The 19825-nt window shown below is 41.9% G+C and carries 17 protein-coding genes; 15 read left to right on the top strand and 2 right to left on the bottom strand.

Annotated features, from left to right (window positions below):
• Nucleotides 1-40: 40 nt before the first annotated feature.
• The 5 genes from G585_RS16655 to G585_RS0100940 are packed head-to-tail and all read left to right on the top strand — an operon-like array spanning nucleotide 41 to nucleotide 5251.
• Nucleotides 41-1648: a VanW family protein gene (locus G585_RS16655; protein WP_022772322.1), complete on the top strand. Its 1608-nt coding sequence runs from the start codon at nucleotides 41-43 to the stop codon at nucleotides 1646-1648.
• A 44-nt stretch (nucleotides 1649-1692) separates the two neighbouring features.
• The gene (locus tag G585_RS0100925; RefSeq protein ID WP_196802871.1) at nucleotides 1693-2631 is read left to right on the top strand and encodes an AIR synthase-related protein; all 939 of its coding nucleotides are present in this window, start codon (nucleotides 1693-1695) and stop codon (nucleotides 2629-2631) included.
• Nucleotides 2632-2657: 26 nt separating this feature from the next.
• Nucleotides 2658-3146 (top strand): Lrp/AsnC family transcriptional regulator, encoded by a 489-nt coding sequence (locus G585_RS0100930; RefSeq protein WP_022772324.1) that lies wholly within the window; start codon nucleotides 2658-2660, stop codon nucleotides 3144-3146.
• Complete coding sequence (locus G585_RS0100935) at nucleotides 3143-4303, top strand: pyridoxal phosphate-dependent aminotransferase (protein ID WP_022772326.1); 1161 nt, start codon at nucleotides 3143-3145, stop codon at nucleotides 4301-4303. Before G585_RS0100930 ends, G585_RS0100935 begins: the two co-directional genes overlap by 4 nt.
• Before the next feature lie 30 nt (nucleotides 4304-4333).
• Nucleotides 4334-5251, top strand: a complete 918-nt coding sequence (locus tag G585_RS0100940) for an ArsR/SmtB family transcription factor (protein WP_022772327.1) — start codon at nucleotides 4334-4336, stop codon at nucleotides 5249-5251.
• 48 nt (nucleotides 5252-5299) lie between these two features.
• Here the strand turns inward: G585_RS0100940 and G585_RS0100945 are convergent, their stop codons facing one another.
• On the bottom strand, nucleotides 5300-6244 hold the full coding sequence (locus tag G585_RS0100945) for a 3'-5' exoribonuclease YhaM family protein (RefSeq protein ID WP_022772328.1): 945 nt from the start codon (nucleotides 6242-6244) through the stop codon (nucleotides 5300-5302).
• Between the two features lie 28 nt (nucleotides 6245-6272).
• Nucleotides 6273-7622: a S1C family serine protease gene (locus G585_RS16660; RefSeq protein ID WP_022772330.1), complete on the bottom strand. Its 1350-nt coding sequence runs from the start codon at nucleotides 7620-7622 to the stop codon at nucleotides 6273-6275.
• Nucleotides 7623-7755: 133 nt separating this feature from the next.
• Between G585_RS16660 and G585_RS0100955 the strand changes: the two genes are divergently transcribed.
• The 10 genes from G585_RS0100955 (at nucleotide 7756) to G585_RS0101000 (ending at nucleotide 19820) form a co-directional block, all read left to right on the top strand.
• On the top strand, nucleotides 7756-10155 hold the full coding sequence (locus G585_RS0100955; protein ID WP_022772331.1) for an endonuclease MutS2: 2400 nt from the start codon (nucleotides 7756-7758) through the stop codon (nucleotides 10153-10155).
• A 16-nt stretch (nucleotides 10156-10171) separates the two neighbouring features.
• Nucleotides 10172-10873: a response regulator transcription factor gene (locus G585_RS0100960; RefSeq protein WP_022772332.1), complete on the top strand. Its 702-nt coding sequence runs from the start codon at nucleotides 10172-10174 to the stop codon at nucleotides 10871-10873.
• Nucleotides 10874-12310, top strand: a complete 1437-nt coding sequence (locus G585_RS0100965; protein ID WP_022772334.1) for a HAMP domain-containing sensor histidine kinase — start codon at nucleotides 10874-10876, stop codon at nucleotides 12308-12310.
• Between the two features lie 5 nt (nucleotides 12311-12315).
• Nucleotides 12316-12810 (top strand): tRNA (cytidine(34)-2'-O)-methyltransferase, encoded by a 495-nt coding sequence (locus G585_RS0100970; protein ID WP_022772335.1) that lies wholly within the window; start codon nucleotides 12316-12318, stop codon nucleotides 12808-12810.
• Nucleotides 12811-12814: 4 nt separating this feature from the next.
• Nucleotides 12815-14341, top strand: coding sequence for a 23S rRNA (uracil(1939)-C(5))-methyltransferase RlmD (gene rlmD / locus G585_RS16665; protein WP_022772336.1), 1527 nt, complete (start codon nucleotides 12815-12817; stop codon nucleotides 14339-14341).
• Nucleotides 14342-14600: 259 nt separating this feature from the next.
• A complete protein-coding gene (locus tag G585_RS0100980) occupies nucleotides 14601-15215 on the top strand; it encodes a helix-turn-helix domain-containing protein (RefSeq protein ID WP_022772337.1) in 615 nt (204 codons plus the stop codon).
• A 325-nt stretch (nucleotides 15216-15540) separates the two neighbouring features.
• A complete protein-coding gene (locus G585_RS0100985; RefSeq protein WP_022772339.1) occupies nucleotides 15541-17310 on the top strand; it encodes a class I adenylate-forming enzyme family protein in 1770 nt (589 codons plus the stop codon).
• 129 nt (nucleotides 17311-17439) lie between these two features.
• Nucleotides 17440-18528: a PTS transporter subunit IIC gene (locus tag G585_RS0100990; RefSeq protein WP_022772340.1), complete on the top strand. Its 1089-nt coding sequence runs from the start codon at nucleotides 17440-17442 to the stop codon at nucleotides 18526-18528.
• On the top strand, nucleotides 18528-18974 hold the full coding sequence (locus G585_RS0100995; protein ID WP_022772341.1) for a restriction endonuclease: 447 nt from the start codon (nucleotides 18528-18530) through the stop codon (nucleotides 18972-18974). Before G585_RS0100990 ends, G585_RS0100995 begins: the two co-directional genes overlap by 1 nt.
• A gap of 18 nt (nucleotides 18975-18992) precedes the next feature.
• Nucleotides 18993-19820 (top strand): DNA-3-methyladenine glycosylase family protein, encoded by an 828-nt coding sequence (locus G585_RS0101000; protein WP_022772342.1) that lies wholly within the window; start codon nucleotides 18993-18995, stop codon nucleotides 19818-19820.
• The last annotated feature ends 5 nt before the right edge of the window (nucleotides 19821-19825 follow it).

Genomic DNA, 19825 nt, shown 5'->3' on the forward strand with positions numbered 1-19825 from the left:
TAAGTTATGCTTATTTTCATCATAACACAGAGGAAGCATTATGAAAAAATTTTTTGGAGGATTGGTCCTCTTTTTGTCTTTTCTTGTAATCTGGCCAGGAACGCCTGTAGACGCTGCTGACTCTAAGACAATCGCAAGTGGTGTATATATTGGTTCGCTTGATGTTTCAGGAATGACTGTTGATGAGGCGGGACAGGCAGTTTCGTCATTGGTTGAAAGTCAGAAAAATTCAGAAATAACGCTTACTGTTGGTGAAGATAAGAATCTTACGATATTCGGCTCTGATCTTGGAATAACATGGGAAAACACTGATGTAGTGAAAGAGGCATATGCCCTTGGACATCAGGGGAATATCATCCAGAGATACAAAGCCTTAAAAGATCTTGAGAAATCCAATCATGTTTTTGAAATCGAATATGGTTTTGATGATGAGGCTCTTGCAGCTATTATTGACAGATGCAGCAGTTCTTTTGACCAGGAGAAAGTCAACTACAGCCTAAAGAAAACAGACGAGGGCTTCGTAGTTACTGATGGCCAGACAGGCTATATTGTGGACAAAGAGGCATCTGCTTCTGTAATAAAGAGCTTTATTCAAAATGAGCTCACGCCGGAGAATGCTACCATCACACTTTCTGTTAAGGAAGATAAGCCTCTTGGAAGCGCAGAGGATCTGGCAAAGGTAAAAGATGTTCTTGGTACCTTTACCACAAGCTATAAAACCTCAGGTGCTGCCAGAAGTGCCAATGTAGCAAATGGTTGTTCGCTTATAAATGGCACTACAGTTTATCCGGGAGAAGAGTTCTCTGTACTTGATACAATTACTCCATTTACTGAAGCAAATGGCTATTTCCCTGCGGGTTCTTATTTGAACGGACTTGTAGTTGAGAGCGTTGGCGGAGGAATCTGCCAGGTTTCTACTACACTTTATAATGCAGTTCTTTTGGCGGAGCTTGAAGTTACTGAGCGTCACAACCACTCAATGATAGTTACTTATGTAGAGCCTTCTGCAGATGCTGCAATAGCAGAATCTGGTGGAAAGAACTTCAAGTTTGTTAATAATACCGAGTATCCTATATATATTGAAGGTTCAACAACATCTGACAAGCACATTACCTTTACGATATACGGAGTAGAGACAAGAGACGCCGGACGCAAGGTAAGCTTTAAGAGTGAAGTGCTTGAAACAACACCTGCTTCAGCGGATCAGTTCGTGTGTGACGGCTCACAGGCTGTTGGTTATGTTGGAACACAGTCAGCTCATCTTGGATACAAGGCTCAGCTTTGGAAGATTGTAACTGAAAATGGCTCCGAAGTGAGCAGAGAAGTTATAAATAGTAGTAACTATAAGATGGTTCCTAAGATTGTTACAATTGGTACAGCAGGAGCTGATGAGACTGCTATGGCACAGATAAACACAGCAATAGCTACAGGTGATGTGGCTACCGTTAAGGCGGTTGCCGGAGCACTTGGTGCAGCCAGAAGTGCAGCAGGAACAGAAAATGAAGCTGCAGCAGCTCAGGCGGCAGCAGATGCCGTTAATGCGGCAAATGCACAGCTTGCTCAGCAGCAGGCAGAGGCACAGGAAGCGCAGCAGGCAGAGAGTGCTGAAGGAACAGATACTGCAGAAACTATACAGACAGAAGGCTGATCATTGGCAATTATATGAGAATTGGAAAAATAACTGAGAATGCTTTGAAGCGTTCAGTTTTAAAACTTATAAAAACAGAATTTAAAGAAAAAACAGGCGCAGCTGTAGGGGCAGACTGCGCTTTTTCTGAATCTAAAAAAGTATTCTCATCTGTAGCCACTTACGCTTTGGATGCTAAAGAGGTGGGATATTATGCTGTGGTTAAGGCGGCAAATGGCCTGGCTGCGCAGGGAATCACACCGGATCACGTGGATGTAAGCATTCTCTTAAGTGAAGACATAGAAGAAAAGCAATTAAAGGAAATAGTAAGGGACTGCATAGATGGCTGTAATGCTGCGGGAACATTATATGCTGGTGGTCACACAGAGGTTTCCGCAGCAGTAAAAAGACCTGTCATCACAGCAACCTGCGTAGGATATAAGGAAAATGATATTTCTTTTGGAAAGCCCAAAGCGGGACAGGCACTAGTAATAAGCAAGTGGGTAGGCCTTGAGGGAACAGCTCTTTTGGCAAAAGAAAAAAAGCAGGATCTTACAACTAAGTATCCGGCGCCCTTTATAAATGACGCTATAGATTTTAAGGAATATATGTCTGTAGAGTCAGAGGCTGCAGTCGCCATTAAGTCCGGAGTCAGTGCAGTTCATGATCTCTCAAATGGCGGAGTTTTTGCTTCTCTTTGGGAAATGGGAGAACGCGCAGGCTGTGGACTAAAAGTAAATTTGAAGAGCATACCTTTGAGACAGGAAACCGTTGAGATCTGCGAGTTTTTTGAGATAAATCCTTATCAGCTTTTATCAGGTGGAGCGCTTCTTTTTGCCGCAGATGACGGAGAAAAGCTTGTAGATGATCTTAAGAATGCGGGAATACCTGCTTCTGTCATAGGTTTTTTGCAGGAAGGTAATAGAAAAGATATAATTAATGAAGATGAATCAAGGTTTTTGGAGATGCCACAGGCTGACGAGATCCATAAAATCCTTGGATAAAGATAATTTGGAGGAGCTTTTTGTTTATGAATACCAGAGAAGAGATATTAAGCATTATTGAGAAAAACAGCCGCATTGATGTACATGAACTCAGTGTTCTTCTGGGGGCGGAAGAGATACTTGTTGCCAATGAGCTGAAAGCTCTTGAAGAAGAGGGCGTTATCTGCGGATATCATTCAATGATCGACTGGTCTAAGACCAACATAGAAAAGGTCAATGCCCTTATAGAGGTTAAGGTTACACCTACAAGAGGACAGGGCTTTGATAATATTGCTGAAAGAATTTACAAATATCCTGAGGTTACAAGCGTTTATCTTATGAGTGGCGGTTTTGACCTTATGGTTATTGTTGAAGGTAAATCCCTTTTGGAGGTTGCAGGCTTTGTAAACAACAAGCTTGCTACTTTGGATAACGTGCTTAGTACAGCTACACACTTCATCCTTAAGAAGTATAAGGATCACGGAACTATCTTGACCAAAAAGTACGAAGACACAAGGGAGATCATTACACCATGAGAAATCCAATAGGAAAAAAGGTAGTAGACATCAAGCCTTCAGGAATCAGAAAGTTTTTTGACATTGTTCAGGAGACTGAGGGCGCTATATCTCTTGGTGTGGGCGAGCCTGATTTTGATACTCCATGGCACATAAGAGATGAGGGAATTTATTCCCTTGAAAAAGGAAGAACTTTCTATACATCCAACTCCGGACTTAAGGAGCTTAGACAGGAAGTTTCAAATTATATCAAAAGAACACAGAATGTAACTTATGATCCGATAAAAGAGATCTTCATTACAGTAGGTGGATCTGAGGCGATTGATCTGGCTCTTAGAGCTATGGTGGATCCGGGGGACGAAGTTCTGATTCCTCAGCCAAGCTATGTTTCTTATGAGCCTTGTGCTATTTTAGCTGACGCTGTTCCTGTGATCATAGAGTTAAAAGAGGAAAATCAGTTCAGACTTACTGCAGAGGAAGTGCTTGAGAAGGTTACTGACAAGACTAAGATTCTGGTTCTTCCATTCCCAAACAACCCTACAGGTGCAGTAATGGGAAAAGAAGACCTTGAAGCTATCGCAAAGGTTGTTATTGAAAAAGATCTTTTTGTTATCTCTGATGAGATATACAGTGAGCTCACTTACAATGGCAAGCATGTTTCAATCGTATCTCTCCCTGGAATGAAAGAGAGAACTATTCTTATCAATGGTTTCTCCAAGGCTTATGCAATGACCGGTTGGAGACTTGGATACGCATGCGGACCTGAAGAGATCATGAAGCAGATGGTAAAGATACATCAGTTTGCGATCATGTGTGCTCCGACAACCAGTCAGTACGCTGCGGTTGAGGCCCTTAAAAACGGTGATGAAGATGTAAGGATCATGCGTGAGGAATACAATCACAGAAGAAGATATCTTTTGAATGAGTTTAAGAGACTTGGACTTCCTTGTTTTGAGCCCTTTGGAGCCTTTTACGTATTCCCTTCCATAAAGAAGTTTGGAATGAGCAGCGATGAATTCTGTACAAGACTTCTGAAAGAGGAGAAACTTGCTGTAGTTCCGGGAACAGCTTTTGGTGACTGCGGCGAAGGATTTATTCGTATTTCTTATGCATATTCACTGGATAATTTAAAGCTTGCTATGGAAAGGCTTGAGAATTTCATTAAGAAGATTAATTGAATATACCATTTATGAAAGAGAGTGTGAAAAATGCTTCATATTAAATCCATAGATGATGGGTTAGAGCTTTTTAAGGCTCTTGGTTCAGATGTAAGGGTGGAAATAATCAAGATTCTTCTAAACGAGGGATCGCTAAATATGAATGATCTTGCCTGTAAGCTTGGAATCACAAACGGGGCGTTGACGAGTCATATTAAAAAACTTGAGGAATGCGGCGTTGTTGCAGTATCTTCTGAAGCGCCCGGGCATGGTAATCAAAAGGTGTGCTCGGTTCATTTGGATAAGATTCTGATTGAACTTCAGGATAAGCCTGTAAACGATAATATTTACACCACTGATATCAAGGTGGGGCTGTTTTCTGATTATTCAGTTTATCCTACCTGCGGACTTGCCAATTCAAGCAGGCTTATCGGTGAAGTTGATGACACAAGATACTTTGCTCATCCTGACAGATTCGAGGCGGATATACTCTGGTTTACCAAAGGGTATGTTGAGTATATGATTCCCAATTTTGTTCCTGCCAATCAAAAGATTGATGAGATATGTATTTCCGCAGAGCTGAGTTCAGAAGCTCCGGGAGTAAATAATGTATGGCCCTCAGATATTTATTTTTATCTGAATGAGACTCTGCTTGGAACATGGACATCGCCTGGAGATTTTGGAGATGTTAAGGGGCTGTTTACACCGGATTGGTGGTTCCCAAACTGGAATCAGTATGGAATGCTTAAGACTCTTGTTATAAATCATGATGGAACATTCGTAGATGGAAGAAGGATTTCAGATGTGGTGATAGATGAGCTTGGACTCACAGCCAAGAGTCAATTGAAACTTAAACTTGAAGTTCCTGAGGATGCGGAGCATGTTGGAGGACTTACCATTTTTGGCAAGGGCTTTGGCAATTATAATCAGGATATCAATATTAAAATTGGATATAGTGCTATAGAATAAAAAGATGCCACTTCCTGTTCAAGGTAAGTGGCATTTTTGCGTCTTGTTTTATTCCATTTTTGTTGAATAAATATTGGACTCAAAGAACTTATTGAATCCCTGCCAGCCTGGAGTAGTGATATTTCCAAGAATCTCAGTGAATGTCTCCATCTTGGCATCTGTGTTGTCGGCAAGGTTAAGAGCAACAGCTTCGATGATGGCAGGCTTCTTTGGAGAACCATATTCAAGTTCGCCATGGTGAGCAAGTATGCAGTGCTGAAGCTCCTGCTTGAGGATAACAGGGAAACCTTCGATTCCGCGGATCTTTTCTCCGATCATTTCTGTTCCCATAACAATGTGACCAAGGAACTGTCCTTCGTCAGTGTAGTCGTTTACAGGGTAGAGACTGAGCTCTTTTGTCTTTCCGATATCATGGCAGATGGCAGCTGTTAAAAGAAGGTCTCTGTTAAGAGCCGGATATGCTGTGCAGTAGAAGTTGCAGAGCTTTGTTACGCTGAGTGTGTGCTCTAAAAGTCCGCCTATGAAGCTATGATGTACAGTCTTGGCAGCGCTGGACTTTCTGAAAGCTGTGATGAAAGCTTCATCCTGAATAAAGAATTCTTCCAGGAGCTTTTTGAGATATGGATTCTGGATAGTTCCTATTATTCCAAGGAGCTCTTTGTACATAACATCGATGTCTTTGGAAGAAACAGGAAGGTAGAGAGATGGATCATACTCGCCTTCGTGGCATTTTCTGGCTCTTTTTACATTGATCTGGAGAGCTCCGTTAAAACTTGTTACTTCTCCGAATACGTCAATGTAATCTGTGTCATCAAATTCATCTATTCCGTCGCTGTTTGGCTCCCAGATCTTGGCATCGATAGTGCCTGTCTTGTCCTGGAGAGTTACAGAGTAGTACTCTTTTCCGTTTTTGGTTGTTGCGCTGAGCTTGTGCTTGCACATGTAGATGTCCGCAATGCGGTCACCGGGTGTTAGATCTTTGATAAACTTCATTAAAAAATCCTCATTTCTAAAATTAAATCTATTTAGTTGTAGAGCTTGACATTGTTGCTTCTATCTCAAGTTCTATGTACTCATTTGGAGCCTGTCGCATGACTGTAATTGATATTACATCATCAGGGGAACAGCCTGCAAGCCTTGTTATAAGGTGGTCATAGGTGTTGATATCATAACCGTTAAAAGAAGTGATGATATCGCCGCTTTGAAGGCCGGCTTTCATGGCAGGTGAACCCATCTCGGTGCTTGATATGTAAGCTCCTGAAGGCAGATTCTGGGTATTCTGCATTTCGAGAGGAACTGTTGCGCCGTGGATTCCAAGATAAGGCCTTGGTCTGGCATTTGAAAGGTCCTCGATAAGGGGCTTTAATTCAGTGATTCCGATTCCGCAGATCTGATTGGTCATGTCTGTAGAATTGTGGGATGTATCTATTATACCGATGACCTGTCCCTTTAAGTTAATGAGAACACCGGTAGCATCACTGCTTCCGTAGATATCGGTAGTGATCAGCTTATAGCAGGAATCTACAAGATTCATAGGACTCTTTTCTGAAGTGACAATTCCATAAGCTATTGAGTCCTGAATACCTATAGGGCTACCAACTGCTATAACAGGAGAACCGGTCAGGCTCCCGGCGCTGGAACTTCCAAGTTCTGCCGGAGAAATTGTCTGTCTTGTGCCTTCTGCAAGCTGCGTTCTGCGGACTGTAAGCACGCACTGCCCTGTAATAGTGTCGATCAGACTGATCTCAGCAGTTGCTGTAGCTCCGTCACAGAAAGTTACGCCGATTGACTCAGCATCAGACACGGATGCTGAAGGAACCAGTACATAAAGATTTGTGCCGTTGTCAGCAACAATGAGTCCGGATGTGGAGCCTTTTGTCTCATAGGAATCCGTAAACCAGTTGGAGTCGCTTGAGATGGCAGTTACTTTTACGATATTTTTCTCTACCTGAGTAGTAACCTTTCGAAGAGAAGTGATCATTTTTTCATAGTCGTAAGCGTCAAAAGAATAGGAGGCAATTGCCTGATCAATCTGATCCTTCTGACTCTCCTCAAGGCTTAAAGCTTCGCTTGCGGCTATCTGATTGTCATCAGCAAACATTTCCTCGGGAGTCAGCTCTTCGCTTGGCTTTTCCTCGGGAAAGGATATCATTTCCGGTTCATTTTCGGGATAAAGTTTGTCACTGAAAACCGGCTGAAGTATAAGGAATGTAAGACAAGCGACCATTCCGAATATAACTGCCAGTGAAACGGTGATGACCGTGCGACGTAGAAGCTTTTTTCTATTTATAGGACGCTGTTTTATCTTTTCACTGATAAAATCAGTATTGGCCAGATTCTCGTTTTTGTTATCTTCAGGATTAAGTGGCATTTCATATTCCCCCAATAAACATTTAACTTATTATAGACGTTTTTATATGTTAAATCTAGCCATGAGGGGGTATAAATGATAAACTGTACTTTGGGTAATTGTGTAAAAAAGCATATGTTAAGGACTAGTATTTATGAACGCAAAAGCATTACACGTACTTGAGTACGATAAAATAATAGAAAAACTGGCGGATCACGCCACATCGGAGCCTGGAAGAAAGCTCTGCAAAGAGCTCGTTCCTTCTTCAGATATAAATGAGATAAGGAATAATCAGAAAAAGACCTCTGATGCCATTTCAAGAATATTCAAAAAGGGATCCACTTCTTTTGGTGATAACAGGAACTTTGAGGGAACTCTTAAGGCACTTAAGATAGGAAGCGCTCTTGAGCCGGTGTCACTTTTGAGGATAGCTGCATTTCTCGACAATGTTAACAGGGTAAAGACCTATGGAAGACCCACAAGAGATGACGAGACAGGGGACTCTCTCACAGAGTCTTTTGAACTTCTTGAGCCCCTTACTTTTGTGTCAGCTGAGATCAGAAGATGCATAGTGTCTGAGGATGAAATAAGCTCTGATGCAAGCCCTGCGCTCAAGCATATCAGAAGAGGCATAATGCTCACCAATGACAGAATACATGAGCAGCTTGGCAGGATGCTTAATGGCTCAATGAGGACATATCTTCAGGATGCTGTTGTCACCATGAGGGACGGCAGGTACTGCATTCCCGTTAAAGCGGAGTACAAATCACAGATAAATGGTATTGTTCACGATCAGTCTTCATCCGGTTCAACTCTTTTCATAGAGCCGGCAGCAGTTGTAGAGCTTAACAATAAGCTCAGAGAAATGGGTCTTCAGGAAAGTGCTGAGATTGAAAAGATCCTGCTAGAGCTCAGCCTTAAAGTTGCAGAGCACATAGATTCAATCAAGTACAACGCTGATATCATGACTGATCTTGATTTCATTTTTGCAAAGGCTTCCTATGCGCTTGAGATAAATGGAACAACACCTGTTTTCAATGACCAGCATGCATTTGATATCAAGAAGGGAAGACACCCTCTTATTGCAAAAGATAAGGTGGTTCCTATTGACGTTTATGCCGGAAGAGATTTCGACATGCTCATTATCACAGGTCCAAACACAGGTGGTAAGACTGTTACCCTTAAGACTGTAGGTCTTTTGACACTTATGGGACAGGCCGGACTTGCAATCCCTGCAGGGGATAAGTCAGAACTGTCAGTGTTTAATGAGGTCTTTGCTGATATTGGAGATGAGCAGAGTATTGAGCAGTCTCTTTCTACCTTCTCATCACATATGACCAATACAGTATCGATTCTTGAAAAAGCTGATGAGAATTCACTTTGTCTTTTTGATGAATTGGGAGCAGGTACTGACCCCACAGAGGGAGCGGCTCTTGCCATATCAATACTTAACGACCTGCACAGCAGAAGGATAAGGACACTTGCAACAACTCACTATAGCGAGCTTAAGGTTTATGCCCTTAACACTCCCGGAATTAAGAATGCCAGCTGTGAATTTGATGTAGAGTCACTGAAACCAACCTACAAGCTTCTTATCGGAATTCCCGGAAAGAGTAATGCCTTTGCCATCTCTTCAAAGCTTGGGCTTCCAGACAGGATAATCGAAGCCGCTAAGGAGCAGATCAGCACTGAGGATAAGCGCTTTGAAGATCTTTTGGCTGACCTGGAGAAGAGCAGAAAGATCATTGAGAATGAGCGACTTGAGATTTCCGAGTACAAAAAAGAAGTTGAGCAGCTTAAGTCTCAGCTTGAGGAAAAGACTGAAAAGCTCGACAGCCGCAAGGATGACATCATAAGAGAGGCCAACGAAGAGGCCAGGGCTATTTTGCAGGAAGCAAAGGATCTTGCTGATGAGACCATAAGGACTTTCAGAAAAGCAGGACCAAACGCGTCAATTCAGGACCTTGAGAGAGCAAGGACCAATGTCGGACAAAAGATATCTGACAAAAATAAGGCGATTTCCAAGAAGGCTGAAAAGGCAAAAGAAACTCATCCTATATTAAAAGAGTCTCAGCTTAAGCTTGGGGAGTCAGTAAAGATCGTATCCATGGGACTTAAAGGAACAGTCAGCTCTAAGCCTGACAAGGATGGCAATCTCTATGTGCAGTGCGGAATCATGAGGACCAAAGCCAACATCAGGGATCTGGTTCTTATAAAGGATGATGATGCCAAGACGGCTATGAAGAAGTTCTATGGCAGGACAAGCGGAAGTTCAGGTTCAAAGATGGATCTTTCACGTGCTGCCAGCATCAGGACGGAGATAAATCTTATCGGTAAAAACAGCGACGACGCCATTGCGGCTCTTGATAAGTATCTGGATGATGCCTACATGTCACATCTTAACAATGTAAGAGTTGTTCATGGTAAGGGTTCAGGTATCCTTAGGCAGGCAGTACATAATTATTTGAAGGGCGTTCCTTACGTGAAGTCCTTTAAACTTGGGGAATTCGGCGAAGGCGATGCCGGTGTTACAATAGTAACTTTTATTAAATAAATTTTTGGGGGAAAAGATGGTTAGCAAACAGAAAATTCTTATAGTTGATGATGACAACAACATTGCAGAGCTCATATCTTTGTATCTGGTAAAAGAGTGCTTTGAGACAAAGATATGCAATGACGGCGAATCTGCGATCAACACTTTTGACACATTTAAACCAAATCTCATTTTGCTTGATCTGATGCTTCCGGGAATTGACGGATACCAGGTCTGCAGAGAGATAAGGACCAGGTCACAGACACCTATCATCATGCTTTCCGCAAAGGGAGAGGTGTTTGATAAGGTCCTCGGTCTTGAGATGGGCGCTGACGATTACATGGAGAAGCCCTTTGATTCAAAAGAACTGGTGGCAAGAGTAAAGGCGGTATTAAGGCGCTTTAAGCCTCAGGTTCAGGAAGCTCCTGAGTCTAATGACAAGGTAGTAAGATATCCTGATCTTGAAATCAATATGACCAATTATTCGGTAAATTACATGGGCGAGCGTGTGGATATGCCACCTAAGGAGCTTGAGCTTTTATACTTCCTTGCAGCTTCACCAAACCACGTGTTTACACGAGAGCAGCTTCTTGATCAGATCTGGGGCTATGAATATGTTGGCGATACCAGAACTGTAGATGTACATATAAAAAGACTTCGTGAGAAATTAAGCGATCACGAGAACTGGCGTCTTGCAACAATCTGGGGAATAGGATACAAGTTTGAGGTAACAGAATAAATGAAGAGAACTCTTTATCTGAAGTTTCTTCTTGCCTATCTTCTGTTTGGTGTATTCGGGTTTGTTATTGTTGCCACATTCGTTTACAGCATGACCTATGAGAGACTGCGAAGAGATAAAACTGACAACATGTATCAGGTTGCCACTCAGATTGCAAACACGTACGCGGCAGATCTTTACAATAGTGAAACTTCGCTGGAAGCAGTACATACACAAATGGTCACATTGTCCAAATATATGGATAATGAACCCATATGGATAATCAACCCTTCAGGCAGACTTGTCCTTGATTCGTCGAGAGTAATAGGACCCGGAGATGAAATAGTGATAGAAGGCTTTAATCCTTCTGCGCTTGGCGGGTCATACTATACGACCGGCAATTTCTGGGGCTCTTTTAACGAAGATGTCATAAGTGTATTTGCGCCCATAACTGCCAACTATAAGGTTCAGGCGTATGTCGTTATTCATGAACCTGTATCGGACCTGGTGGAATCGGCCAATGAATTTTTGAATATATCCTACCTTATGCTGATAGTTCTTTTCCTGTTGTCCCTGATAATCCTTATCTTTTTTACGGAGCTTGTATATATTCCGCTCAGAAAGATAACCAAGGCGACGGAGCAGTACGCAGCAGGAAATATGGGATATGAATTTTCGGTTGAGTCTGAAGATGAAATGGGATATCTGGCAGCATCTCTGTCTTATATGGCGGGCGAAATTGCACGCGCAGAGGATGATCAAAAGAAATTTATTGCCAATGTTTCTCATGATTTCAGGTCTCCGCTTACATCTATCAGAGGATATCTGGTTGCAATGCAGGATGGCACAATCCCGCAGGAGATGCACGAGAGATACCTTGGAATTGTAATCAATGAAACTGACAGGCTGACCAAACTTACCAATGAGCTTCTTACCCTGAACAACTTAAACACAAAGGGTATGATGCTCAACAAATCTGATTTTGATATAAACCAGACTATCAGGAAAGTCGCAGAGTCTTTTGAAGGAACCTGCAGAAATAAAAAGATTGCCATTGAGCTGATCCTTACAGATGAGAAGATGCTGGTAAATGCGGATGTGGATAAGATCCAGCAGGTGCTCTATAATCTTGTGGATAACGCCATAAAATTCAGTCATCATGATTCATCGATCAAGATTGAAACCACAGAGAAACACAGCAAGGTTTTCGTTTCAGTCAAGGACAGCGGAATTGGAATTCCCAAAGAGGATCAGAAACTTATTTTTGACAGATTCTATAAATCTGATTCTTCAAGAGGAAAGGATAAGAAGGGCACAGGCCTTGGCCTTTCTATCGTAAAAGAAATAATAAAGGCCCACGAAGAAAATATTAATGTTATCAGTACTCCGGGCGTTGGAACAGAGTTTATCTTTTCACTTCCAAAGTCTGCAGTAATGGATGCTGATGACGAGGAGTAATTTAAATGCATATAGTTTTACATCAGCCGGAGATACCACAGAACACCGGAAACATCGGAAGAACATGCGTTGCAACAAACACAAGTCTTCATCTTATTGAGCCACTTGGCTTTAGTATCAATGAAAAGGCACTTAAAAGAGCGGGGATGGACTACTGGCCTAAGCTTGACGTTACCAAATATATTGACTACGAAGATTTCAAGGCAAAGCATCCGGGAGCCAGGATCTGGTATGCTACGACAAAGGCAAAACACTCTTATACCGATGTTTCTTTTGGCATGGATGATTATATAATGTTCGGCAAAGAAAGCGCCGGAATTCCAGAGGAGATACTGGTGGACAACGAAGAAACCTGCATTCGAATCCCCATGGGAGAGGACATAAGGTCTTTGAACCTGTCTAATTCAGTAGCGATAGTTTTATATGAAGCCCTCAGGCAGAATGATTTTAAAGGGCTTGAGAGAGAAGGCGAACTTCACAGGCTTCATTGGAAAGAGTGATTGTATGGGAAAAGTAACAAAGACAGATTGCAAATATCAAAAAGATGATCTGCTTACGGTAGAAATAACTGACATAGGAAATGACGGAGAGGGCATAGGCAAGGTTGACGGCTATACCCTCTTTATTAAAGATGCGGTAATAGGTGATAAAGTTAGTGCCAAGATAATGAAGGCAAAAAAGAACTATGCCTATGCTCATTTGGAGAAGGTTTTGGAGCCATCTGTGCACAGGCAGGAAGCAAGATGTCCTATTGCGAGACAGTGCGGCGGATGCCAGCTTCAGAACATGACCTATGAGAGGCAGCTTGAGTTTAAGCAGAATAAGGTATGGAATAATATTGTTCGCTTAGGCGGATTTGACGAGTCTTTTATCGATAGCATCATGGAGCCAATAATCGGTATGGAGGAGCCTTGGCGATACAGGAACAAGGCCCAGTACCCAATTGGAACCGGCAAGAATGGAAAGCCTGTTGCAGGCTATTATGCAGGAAGAACCCACAGTATTATTCCAGTGGATGACTGTTTTATCGGAGTTGAGGAAAATAAAGAGATTCTTAATGTTGTGCTTGCACACATGGAAAAACATGGAATTGCAGCTTACGATGAGGCGACAGGCAAGGGGCTTGTAAGGCATGTTCTCATAAGGAAGGGCTTTACAAGCGGACAGATCATGGTGTGCCTTGTTATTAACTATAGAGGAAAAGCTGTTGGAAATAGCAATGAATTTATAGCGGCTCAGAATGAGCTTGTTAAGAAACTCCAGAATATTAACGGTATGACCAGCATTTCTGTCAGCATAAACACTGATAAGACCAACGTTATTATGGGAACAGAGATCCATACTATCTGGGGAAAGGACACAATCTCAGATACTCTGTGCGGTCTTGAGTTTGAGATTTCACCTCTTTCTTTTTACCAGGTTAATCCAAAGCAGGCTCAAAGGCTTTACGAGCAGGCAATTACCTATGCCGGCTTAACAGGGAATGAGACGGTATGGGATCTTTACTGCGGAATTGGAACTATATCTCTGGCTATGGCAAAGACTGCAGGGAAAGTCTACGGCGTAGAGATCATTCCTGATGCAATTGAAGATGCCAAGCGAAATGCTAAGCGAAACGGCCTTGATAACGCGGAGTTTTTCTGCGGAAAGGCAGAGGAAGTGCTTCCGGAATTCTATGAGAGGCTAAGTAAGGAAGCCAAGAACGACGGAACAATCGCGGAAGCAGGTATGAGTGGCGAAGAAGACCATGTGAAAGCTCTCCATCCTGATGTGATAGTCGTAGATCCGCCTCGCAAGGGCTGTGATGAGAAGTGCCTTGAGACGATGCTCAAGATGAGCCCTGACCGCATTGTATATGTCAGCTGTGATTCAGCAACCCTCGCCAGAGACCTGCGCATTCTTGCTGATGGCGGCTACGCACTCAATAAGATCCGTGCCTGCGATATGTTCAGTTGGTCCGGCCATGTTGAGACTGTCGTTGCACTATCTAATGGCCCACTTGGGGACGGGGTTAGTGGGTCATTATTCTGACCCCTTAACCCCGTCACTGGGGGCCAATTCCCTCTCTTTGGGCTGCAGTGGAAAGAATATGCAGAATAAAAGATAGCCATACAGAAGAGTGCTGTTTATAAAAATGGGCAAATTTATGATTTGTTTCTATATGCGAAGTTAAAGTAAAATGAGCTTTTCTGCACTCAACCAGCGGTAGAGTTGCAGGAAATCAACCTACGGTTCGTGTAAAAATATGATGATACCGGCTATGTTTGAGTCATGAAAGGAGGTGCCCGATATGGATCAAATCAAAATTGGAAAATTCATAGCATCCTGCAGAAAGGAACAGGGCATGACTCAGGCAGTCCTTGCCGAGAAGCTCGGAATCAGTGACCGGGCGATATCAAAATGGGAGACTGGAAAGTCTATGCCAGATTCCGGGATTATGTTGGAGCTGTGTGAACTTCTGAAAATTAACGTCAACGAACTCCTGTCGGGCGAAAGAATTATGGCAGAAGCATATGACAAACGGGCAGAAGAAAACCTGCTGGCAATGAGGCGGGAGGTTGAAGAAAAGAACAGGCAGATGCTTCAGACGGAATACTGGATTGCGATTCCTGCCGTCATTGCCGGACTGATCATGGTGTTTGTGGCTTCATTTTTAGAGATGCCAGTCTGGCTGCGGATTGCACTTATCGTGTTTGCTCTAATAATGATATTTACGGTAGCTTTTATCGCTGTGGGCATTGAGCAAAAGGCCGGATACTATGAATGCCAGAATTGCCACCACAGATATGTACCTACATACTGGCAGACAAATCTTGCTATGCACATGGGACGGACAAGGTATATGAAATGCCCGGAGTGTGGAAAAAGAAGCTGGCAGAAAAAAGTTCTTACAAAAGAAGAGTAAGCAGACCAAGGCTCCTCGCTACTGATTAGGTTCAGTGGCAAGGAGCCTTTTTATGCTTCGTGGTCGCCCATTAGTATTTACGCGTGCTTATAGCATTGTATATAATATCTTTGTTGTGACAATCTGGATAAATAGATGTCGCATTCTTGTCAGTTTGAAACTGATCGGAATGCTTTTTGTATATTGATTTTAAGTTTACAGATAAATATTTTTATGATAAGATTCATTCGCATTTATAAAAAAAATATTAATAAATTCTAAACAGATATTTTATATTTTGGAAAGCGGATTTGTTTTGTTGACAAGTAACAGGGGGTAATTAACAATGCAAACAGAGCGTGAACTTAGTGGATATCCCAGTATTGATTTGCCGCAGAGTAGGGGCAGTAAGCTATTTGAGAGAAAACCATTTGTTCCTAATGTGGACATTGTTACGATTCTGAAATTGCTTAGCAGGAAAACCAGAAACAATCCTGCTATAGATTGCGATAATTTGAAAGCAACATATCAGGAGCTTATTGATGATTCACATACTCTTTATCTTGCATTTAAACGGATTGGGATTAAGAAAGGCGACATTATAACTATCTCATTGCCGAGCAACTATCAGGCAATTGTCTCTTTTCTTGCCTTAAATGAATTGGGAGCAGTTACTACATTCATTGATACATATTCAAGTGAAGAAGATATTTATCATTATCTGGATATGTACAATTCACCTGTTTTCATATGTTTTTCTGATCTTAAGGCTGATTGTACTGAAATCCTTAAAAAATCTAATGTAAAACACATTGTAAAGCTTTCAGAGAATCTTGTTGATTCCAGAGATTTTTGCATGGTTGAGCGTGTTAGCGATGAGATTATAGATTTCCACTCACTTGGTCTTTATGCAAAAGAGCAGAAGGACACATTCCACCTTCCAAATGGAAATATTGATTCAATGATTCTTTATACCAGTGGTTCAACGGGCCAGCCTAAGGCAGTGGTGCTTACAAACAAAAACATATTGGCTGCTCAGATCTATGCAGGAAAGACAAGTCATACAGAAAATATTCATGCCACTAAGACCATGACATGCGTACCTCTTCGCTATCCCTATGGCATGGTTACATCTCTTTTAACATCGCTTTTGTGGGGGAAAGAAGCCATCATGACTCCGAGATGGGATAGTGACACGGTTGGGTATTATTATGGAAAGAAGCCTAATATTGTATTTGGGTCACCTGCTGTTTTAGATGTCACCATGAGATTCTTACCAGACAAGATGGACTTATCACAGATTTCCCATTTTATCTCAGGTGGAGATTTCATGACTGAAAAGCATGCTGAGATTGGGTATGATTTCTTTAAAATGCATAATTGCACTGATGTAGAAATTGGCAACGGCTGTGGAAATGCTGAGACTGTCAGTATCGGATCTACTCCTGTAGGAGTTCCGCTAAAACAGTCTACTGCCGGGAAAGTGCTGGTTGGCTCTATACCTCTTATCATTGATAAAACACTCGATGATAAAAACGAATTAAGTGGAGCCAAAGGCATTATAAAGGAAAAGAGATATTACGAAGAAGGAGAACTTTGCATTTCAGGTAAGCATGTATTCAAAGAATACTTTGATGAGCCTGACAAAACAAGGATTGCAAAGTTCAAGTACCATGGAAAAGAATTTTTCCGCACCGGTACTATAGGATATATAGATGAAGATGGATACTTCACGCCTACAGGAAGAAAGTCCAGATTTTATATCCGCAGCACGGGGCATAAGGTATATATGGATAATGTTCAAAGACTTATTTCATGTATCCCAGGAATAGCAGATTGTGCAGTGGTGAAGGTTGTGGATGATGATGAGTTATACATAAACTGGGCTTTTGTAACACTGCAAAAAAGCGGAAAAAGAATACAGAATCTTGAAGAAAAGATTTGCTATTATTGCAGTAACGGCATTCAGACAACTAATGGGGTTGAAACGCTGAAAGAATATGAGATTCCAAGAAAAGTGATTGTAGTAGATTCGCTTCCTACGGTGCCGGGCACAGAGAAAATAGATTATAAAAGACTGGAAGAACAGATTGAGGAAGGAAGCTGGTCGGCATAAGTTATAGATGAAAGAGTTTCTAAGAAACTTAAAGATTAATAAATAAAACAATAATAGTTCATTTCTCTAAAGCAATATAGTATAATTTGGTGGATTGCATAAAACTAAATACTAGAAAAGGGAGAAATGATGGGAAAAATTGGGGATTTTTTAAAAAAGAAAGACATTGAGATTTCTTTAAAGCGATACGGGATTGATGCACTTGGAGCCATGGCTCAGGGACTATTCTGTTCGCTTCTTATTGGAACTATCATCAACACAATTGGTACTCAGTTCCATGTTCCATTTTTGATGAAAACAGTGGCAACCATAGCCGGTACTGACTATACAGTTGGTGGTCTTGCTACAGCAATGAGCGGACCTGCAATGGCAGCAGCTATAGGATATGCTCTTAAGTGCCCGCCACTGGTTCTTTTTTCAATGATCACAGTTGGATTTGCGGCTAATGCTCTTGGTGGAGCAGGTGGCCCTTTGGCTGTATTGTTCGTCGCAATACTTGCAGCAGAATTTGGTAAAGCAGTTTCCAAGGAGACAAAGATTGATATTCTTGTCACACCTCTTGTAACTATTGGCGTTGGAGTATTCTTCTCATGGCTCATCGCACCACCTCTTGGCAGAGCTGCTATGTGGATAGGAAACCTCATTATGTGGGCAACTGAGCTTCAGCCATTCCTTATGGGAATTCTGGTTTCTGTTCTTGTTGGTGTGGCTCTTACACTTCCTATTTCTTCAGCAGCAATCTGCGCAGCCTTTGGTCTTACAGGACTTGCAGGCGGAGCAGCTGTAGCAGGGTGTTGTGCTCAGATGATCGGCTTTGCAGTTATTTCTTTTAAAGAAAATAAGTGGGGCGGACTTATCTCACAGGGAATTGGAACATCCATGCTTCAGATGGGAAACATCATTAAAAATCCTAGGATCTGGATCGCTCCAACACTTGCATCAGCCATAACAGGCCCTATTGCTACATGTCTTTTCAAATTGCAGATGAATGGAGCTCCGGTTTCATCAGGAATGGGAACCTGCGGAATGGTAGGACCTATCGGAGTTTATACAGGGTGGGTTGGCGATGTGGCAAATGGTGCCAAGGCTGCTATCACAGGATTTGACTGGTTCGGACTTTTGATGATTTCCATAGTGCTTCCGGCTGTTTTTTCACTTATAATAAATGCAGGTGTTAAAAAACTTGGCTGGGTAAAAGACGGAGATATGAAACTTTAATGTTTAGAGATAATATAATTTATGCAGTTATAGGGGCAGCGGTGGTTTTACTTGCTGTCCTTATACTTTATTTAATTAAAAGACATAAAATGCGCCCTCTTCCTATGGACGAAATGGAGGGGCATGACTTCGAGTATTACTGCGCGGATCTGTTAAAAGACAACGGCTTTCTTGAAGTTGAAGTGACTAAGGGCAGTGGCGATTTTGGAGCTGATATTCTTGCTGAAAAAGATGGCGTGACATACGCTTTTCAGTGTAAATGCTACGATAAGCCAATTGGAGTCAAGGCTATCCAGGAGATATACGCGGGGCGCGACTACTATGGCAGGATGGTTGGTGTTGTCATGACCAATCAGTATTTCACACAGCCTGCTGTGGAACTGGCTACAAAGCTTAACATCATGCTTTGGGACAGGGGCTATGTGGATAACATGGAAAAGAAATGAGAAAAACAGGAGCAAAAAGTGATAATAGAAATTAAAGATGATTTTGATCTTGGGAAAATAGCTGACAGCGGTCAGTGCTTCAGGTTTAACAAGTGCGGAGAAGAGTCGCAGGAGCACTACAGCGTTGCAGCATTAGACAAACATGTGCTGGTTAAAAAACTTGACGAAAACAGGTACGAGTTTAGCTGTGACCAAAAAGAATTTGATTCTTTCTGGAAGAACTATTTTGACCTTAACATTAGTTATGGCGATATTCGCGCAAGGATTGATAAAACCAAAGATGAATATCTTTATAATGCTTCAGAATACGGCAAAGGAATAAGGATTTTGAGGCAGGATCCGTGGGAAATGCTTATTTCTTTTATCATATCACAGAGAAAAAATATACCTGCTATCAAGGCCTCAATTGAAAAACTCTGCGCTCTTGCTGGGGAAGTAATTGATGAGGGAGAAGAGTTTGGGAAAATATATTCTTTTCCCACTCCTGAAAAAATAGCAGCTTTATCAATGGAGCAGCTATCATCCTGTAGTCTTGGATATAGAGATAAGTATGTTCATCAGGCGGCACTTGATGTGGCAAGCGGCGCTGTGGATCTTGATAGATGGGGAAAACTGTCTGATGAAGAGCTGATGGAGAATCTCCTTAAATTATTTGGTGTTGGGGTTAAGGTTGCAAATTGTGAGATTCTTTTTGGCTATCACAGGCTGGATGCATTCCCAATAGATGTGTGGATAAAAAAGGTTCTTGATGCACATTATCAAAAAGGCTTTTCTTTTGAAAGCTATGCTCCTTTTAATGGGGTTATGCAGCAGTATTTGTTTTTCTATTCAAGAACAGGAGGGTAATTTCT

It is taken from the genome of Butyrivibrio sp. AE2015, from assembly GCF_000420825.1.
In the GTDB taxonomy this organism is placed as follows: Bacteria; Bacillota; Clostridia; order Lachnospirales; family Lachnospiraceae; genus Butyrivibrio.

Coding starts and splice junctions, on each gene's coding strand:
- G585_RS16655 (WP_022772322.1), top strand. CDS start 41: ATGAAAAAATTTTTTGGAGGATTGGTCCTCTTTTTGTCTTTTCTTGTA.
- G585_RS0100935 (WP_022772326.1), top strand. CDS start 3,143: ATGAGAAATCCAATAGGAAAAAAGGTAGTAGACATCAAGCCTTCAGGA.
- G585_RS16660 (WP_022772330.1), bottom strand. CDS start 7,622: ATGCCACTTAATCCTGAAGATAACAAAAACGAGAATCTGGCCAATACT.
- G585_RS0100995 (WP_022772341.1), top strand. CDS start 18,528: ATGTTTAGAGATAATATAATTTATGCAGTTATAGGGGCAGCGGTGGTT.
- G585_RS0100970 (WP_022772335.1), top strand. CDS start 12,316: ATGCATATAGTTTTACATCAGCCGGAGATACCACAGAACACCGGAAAC.
- G585_RS0100990 (WP_022772340.1), top strand. CDS start 17,440: ATGGGAAAAATTGGGGATTTTTTAAAAAAGAAAGACATTGAGATTTCT.
- G585_RS0100940 (WP_022772327.1), top strand. CDS start 4,334: ATGCTTCATATTAAATCCATAGATGATGGGTTAGAGCTTTTTAAGGCT.
- rlmD (WP_022772336.1), top strand. CDS start 12,815: ATGGGAAAAGTAACAAAGACAGATTGCAAATATCAAAAAGATGATCTG.
- G585_RS0100965 (WP_022772334.1), top strand. CDS start 10,874: ATGAAGAGAACTCTTTATCTGAAGTTTCTTCTTGCCTATCTTCTGTTT.
- G585_RS0100930 (WP_022772324.1), top strand. CDS start 2,658: ATGAATACCAGAGAAGAGATATTAAGCATTATTGAGAAAAACAGCCGC.
- G585_RS0100980 (WP_022772337.1), top strand. CDS start 14,601: ATGGATCAAATCAAAATTGGAAAATTCATAGCATCCTGCAGAAAGGAA.
- G585_RS0100960 (WP_022772332.1), top strand. CDS start 10,172: ATGGTTAGCAAACAGAAAATTCTTATAGTTGATGATGACAACAACATT.
- G585_RS0100985 (WP_022772339.1), top strand. CDS start 15,541: ATGCAAACAGAGCGTGAACTTAGTGGATATCCCAGTATTGATTTGCCG.
- G585_RS0100955 (WP_022772331.1), top strand. CDS start 7,756: ATGAACGCAAAAGCATTACACGTACTTGAGTACGATAAAATAATAGAA.
- G585_RS0100945 (WP_022772328.1), bottom strand. CDS start 6,244: ATGAAGTTTATCAAAGATCTAACACCCGGTGACCGCATTGCGGACATC.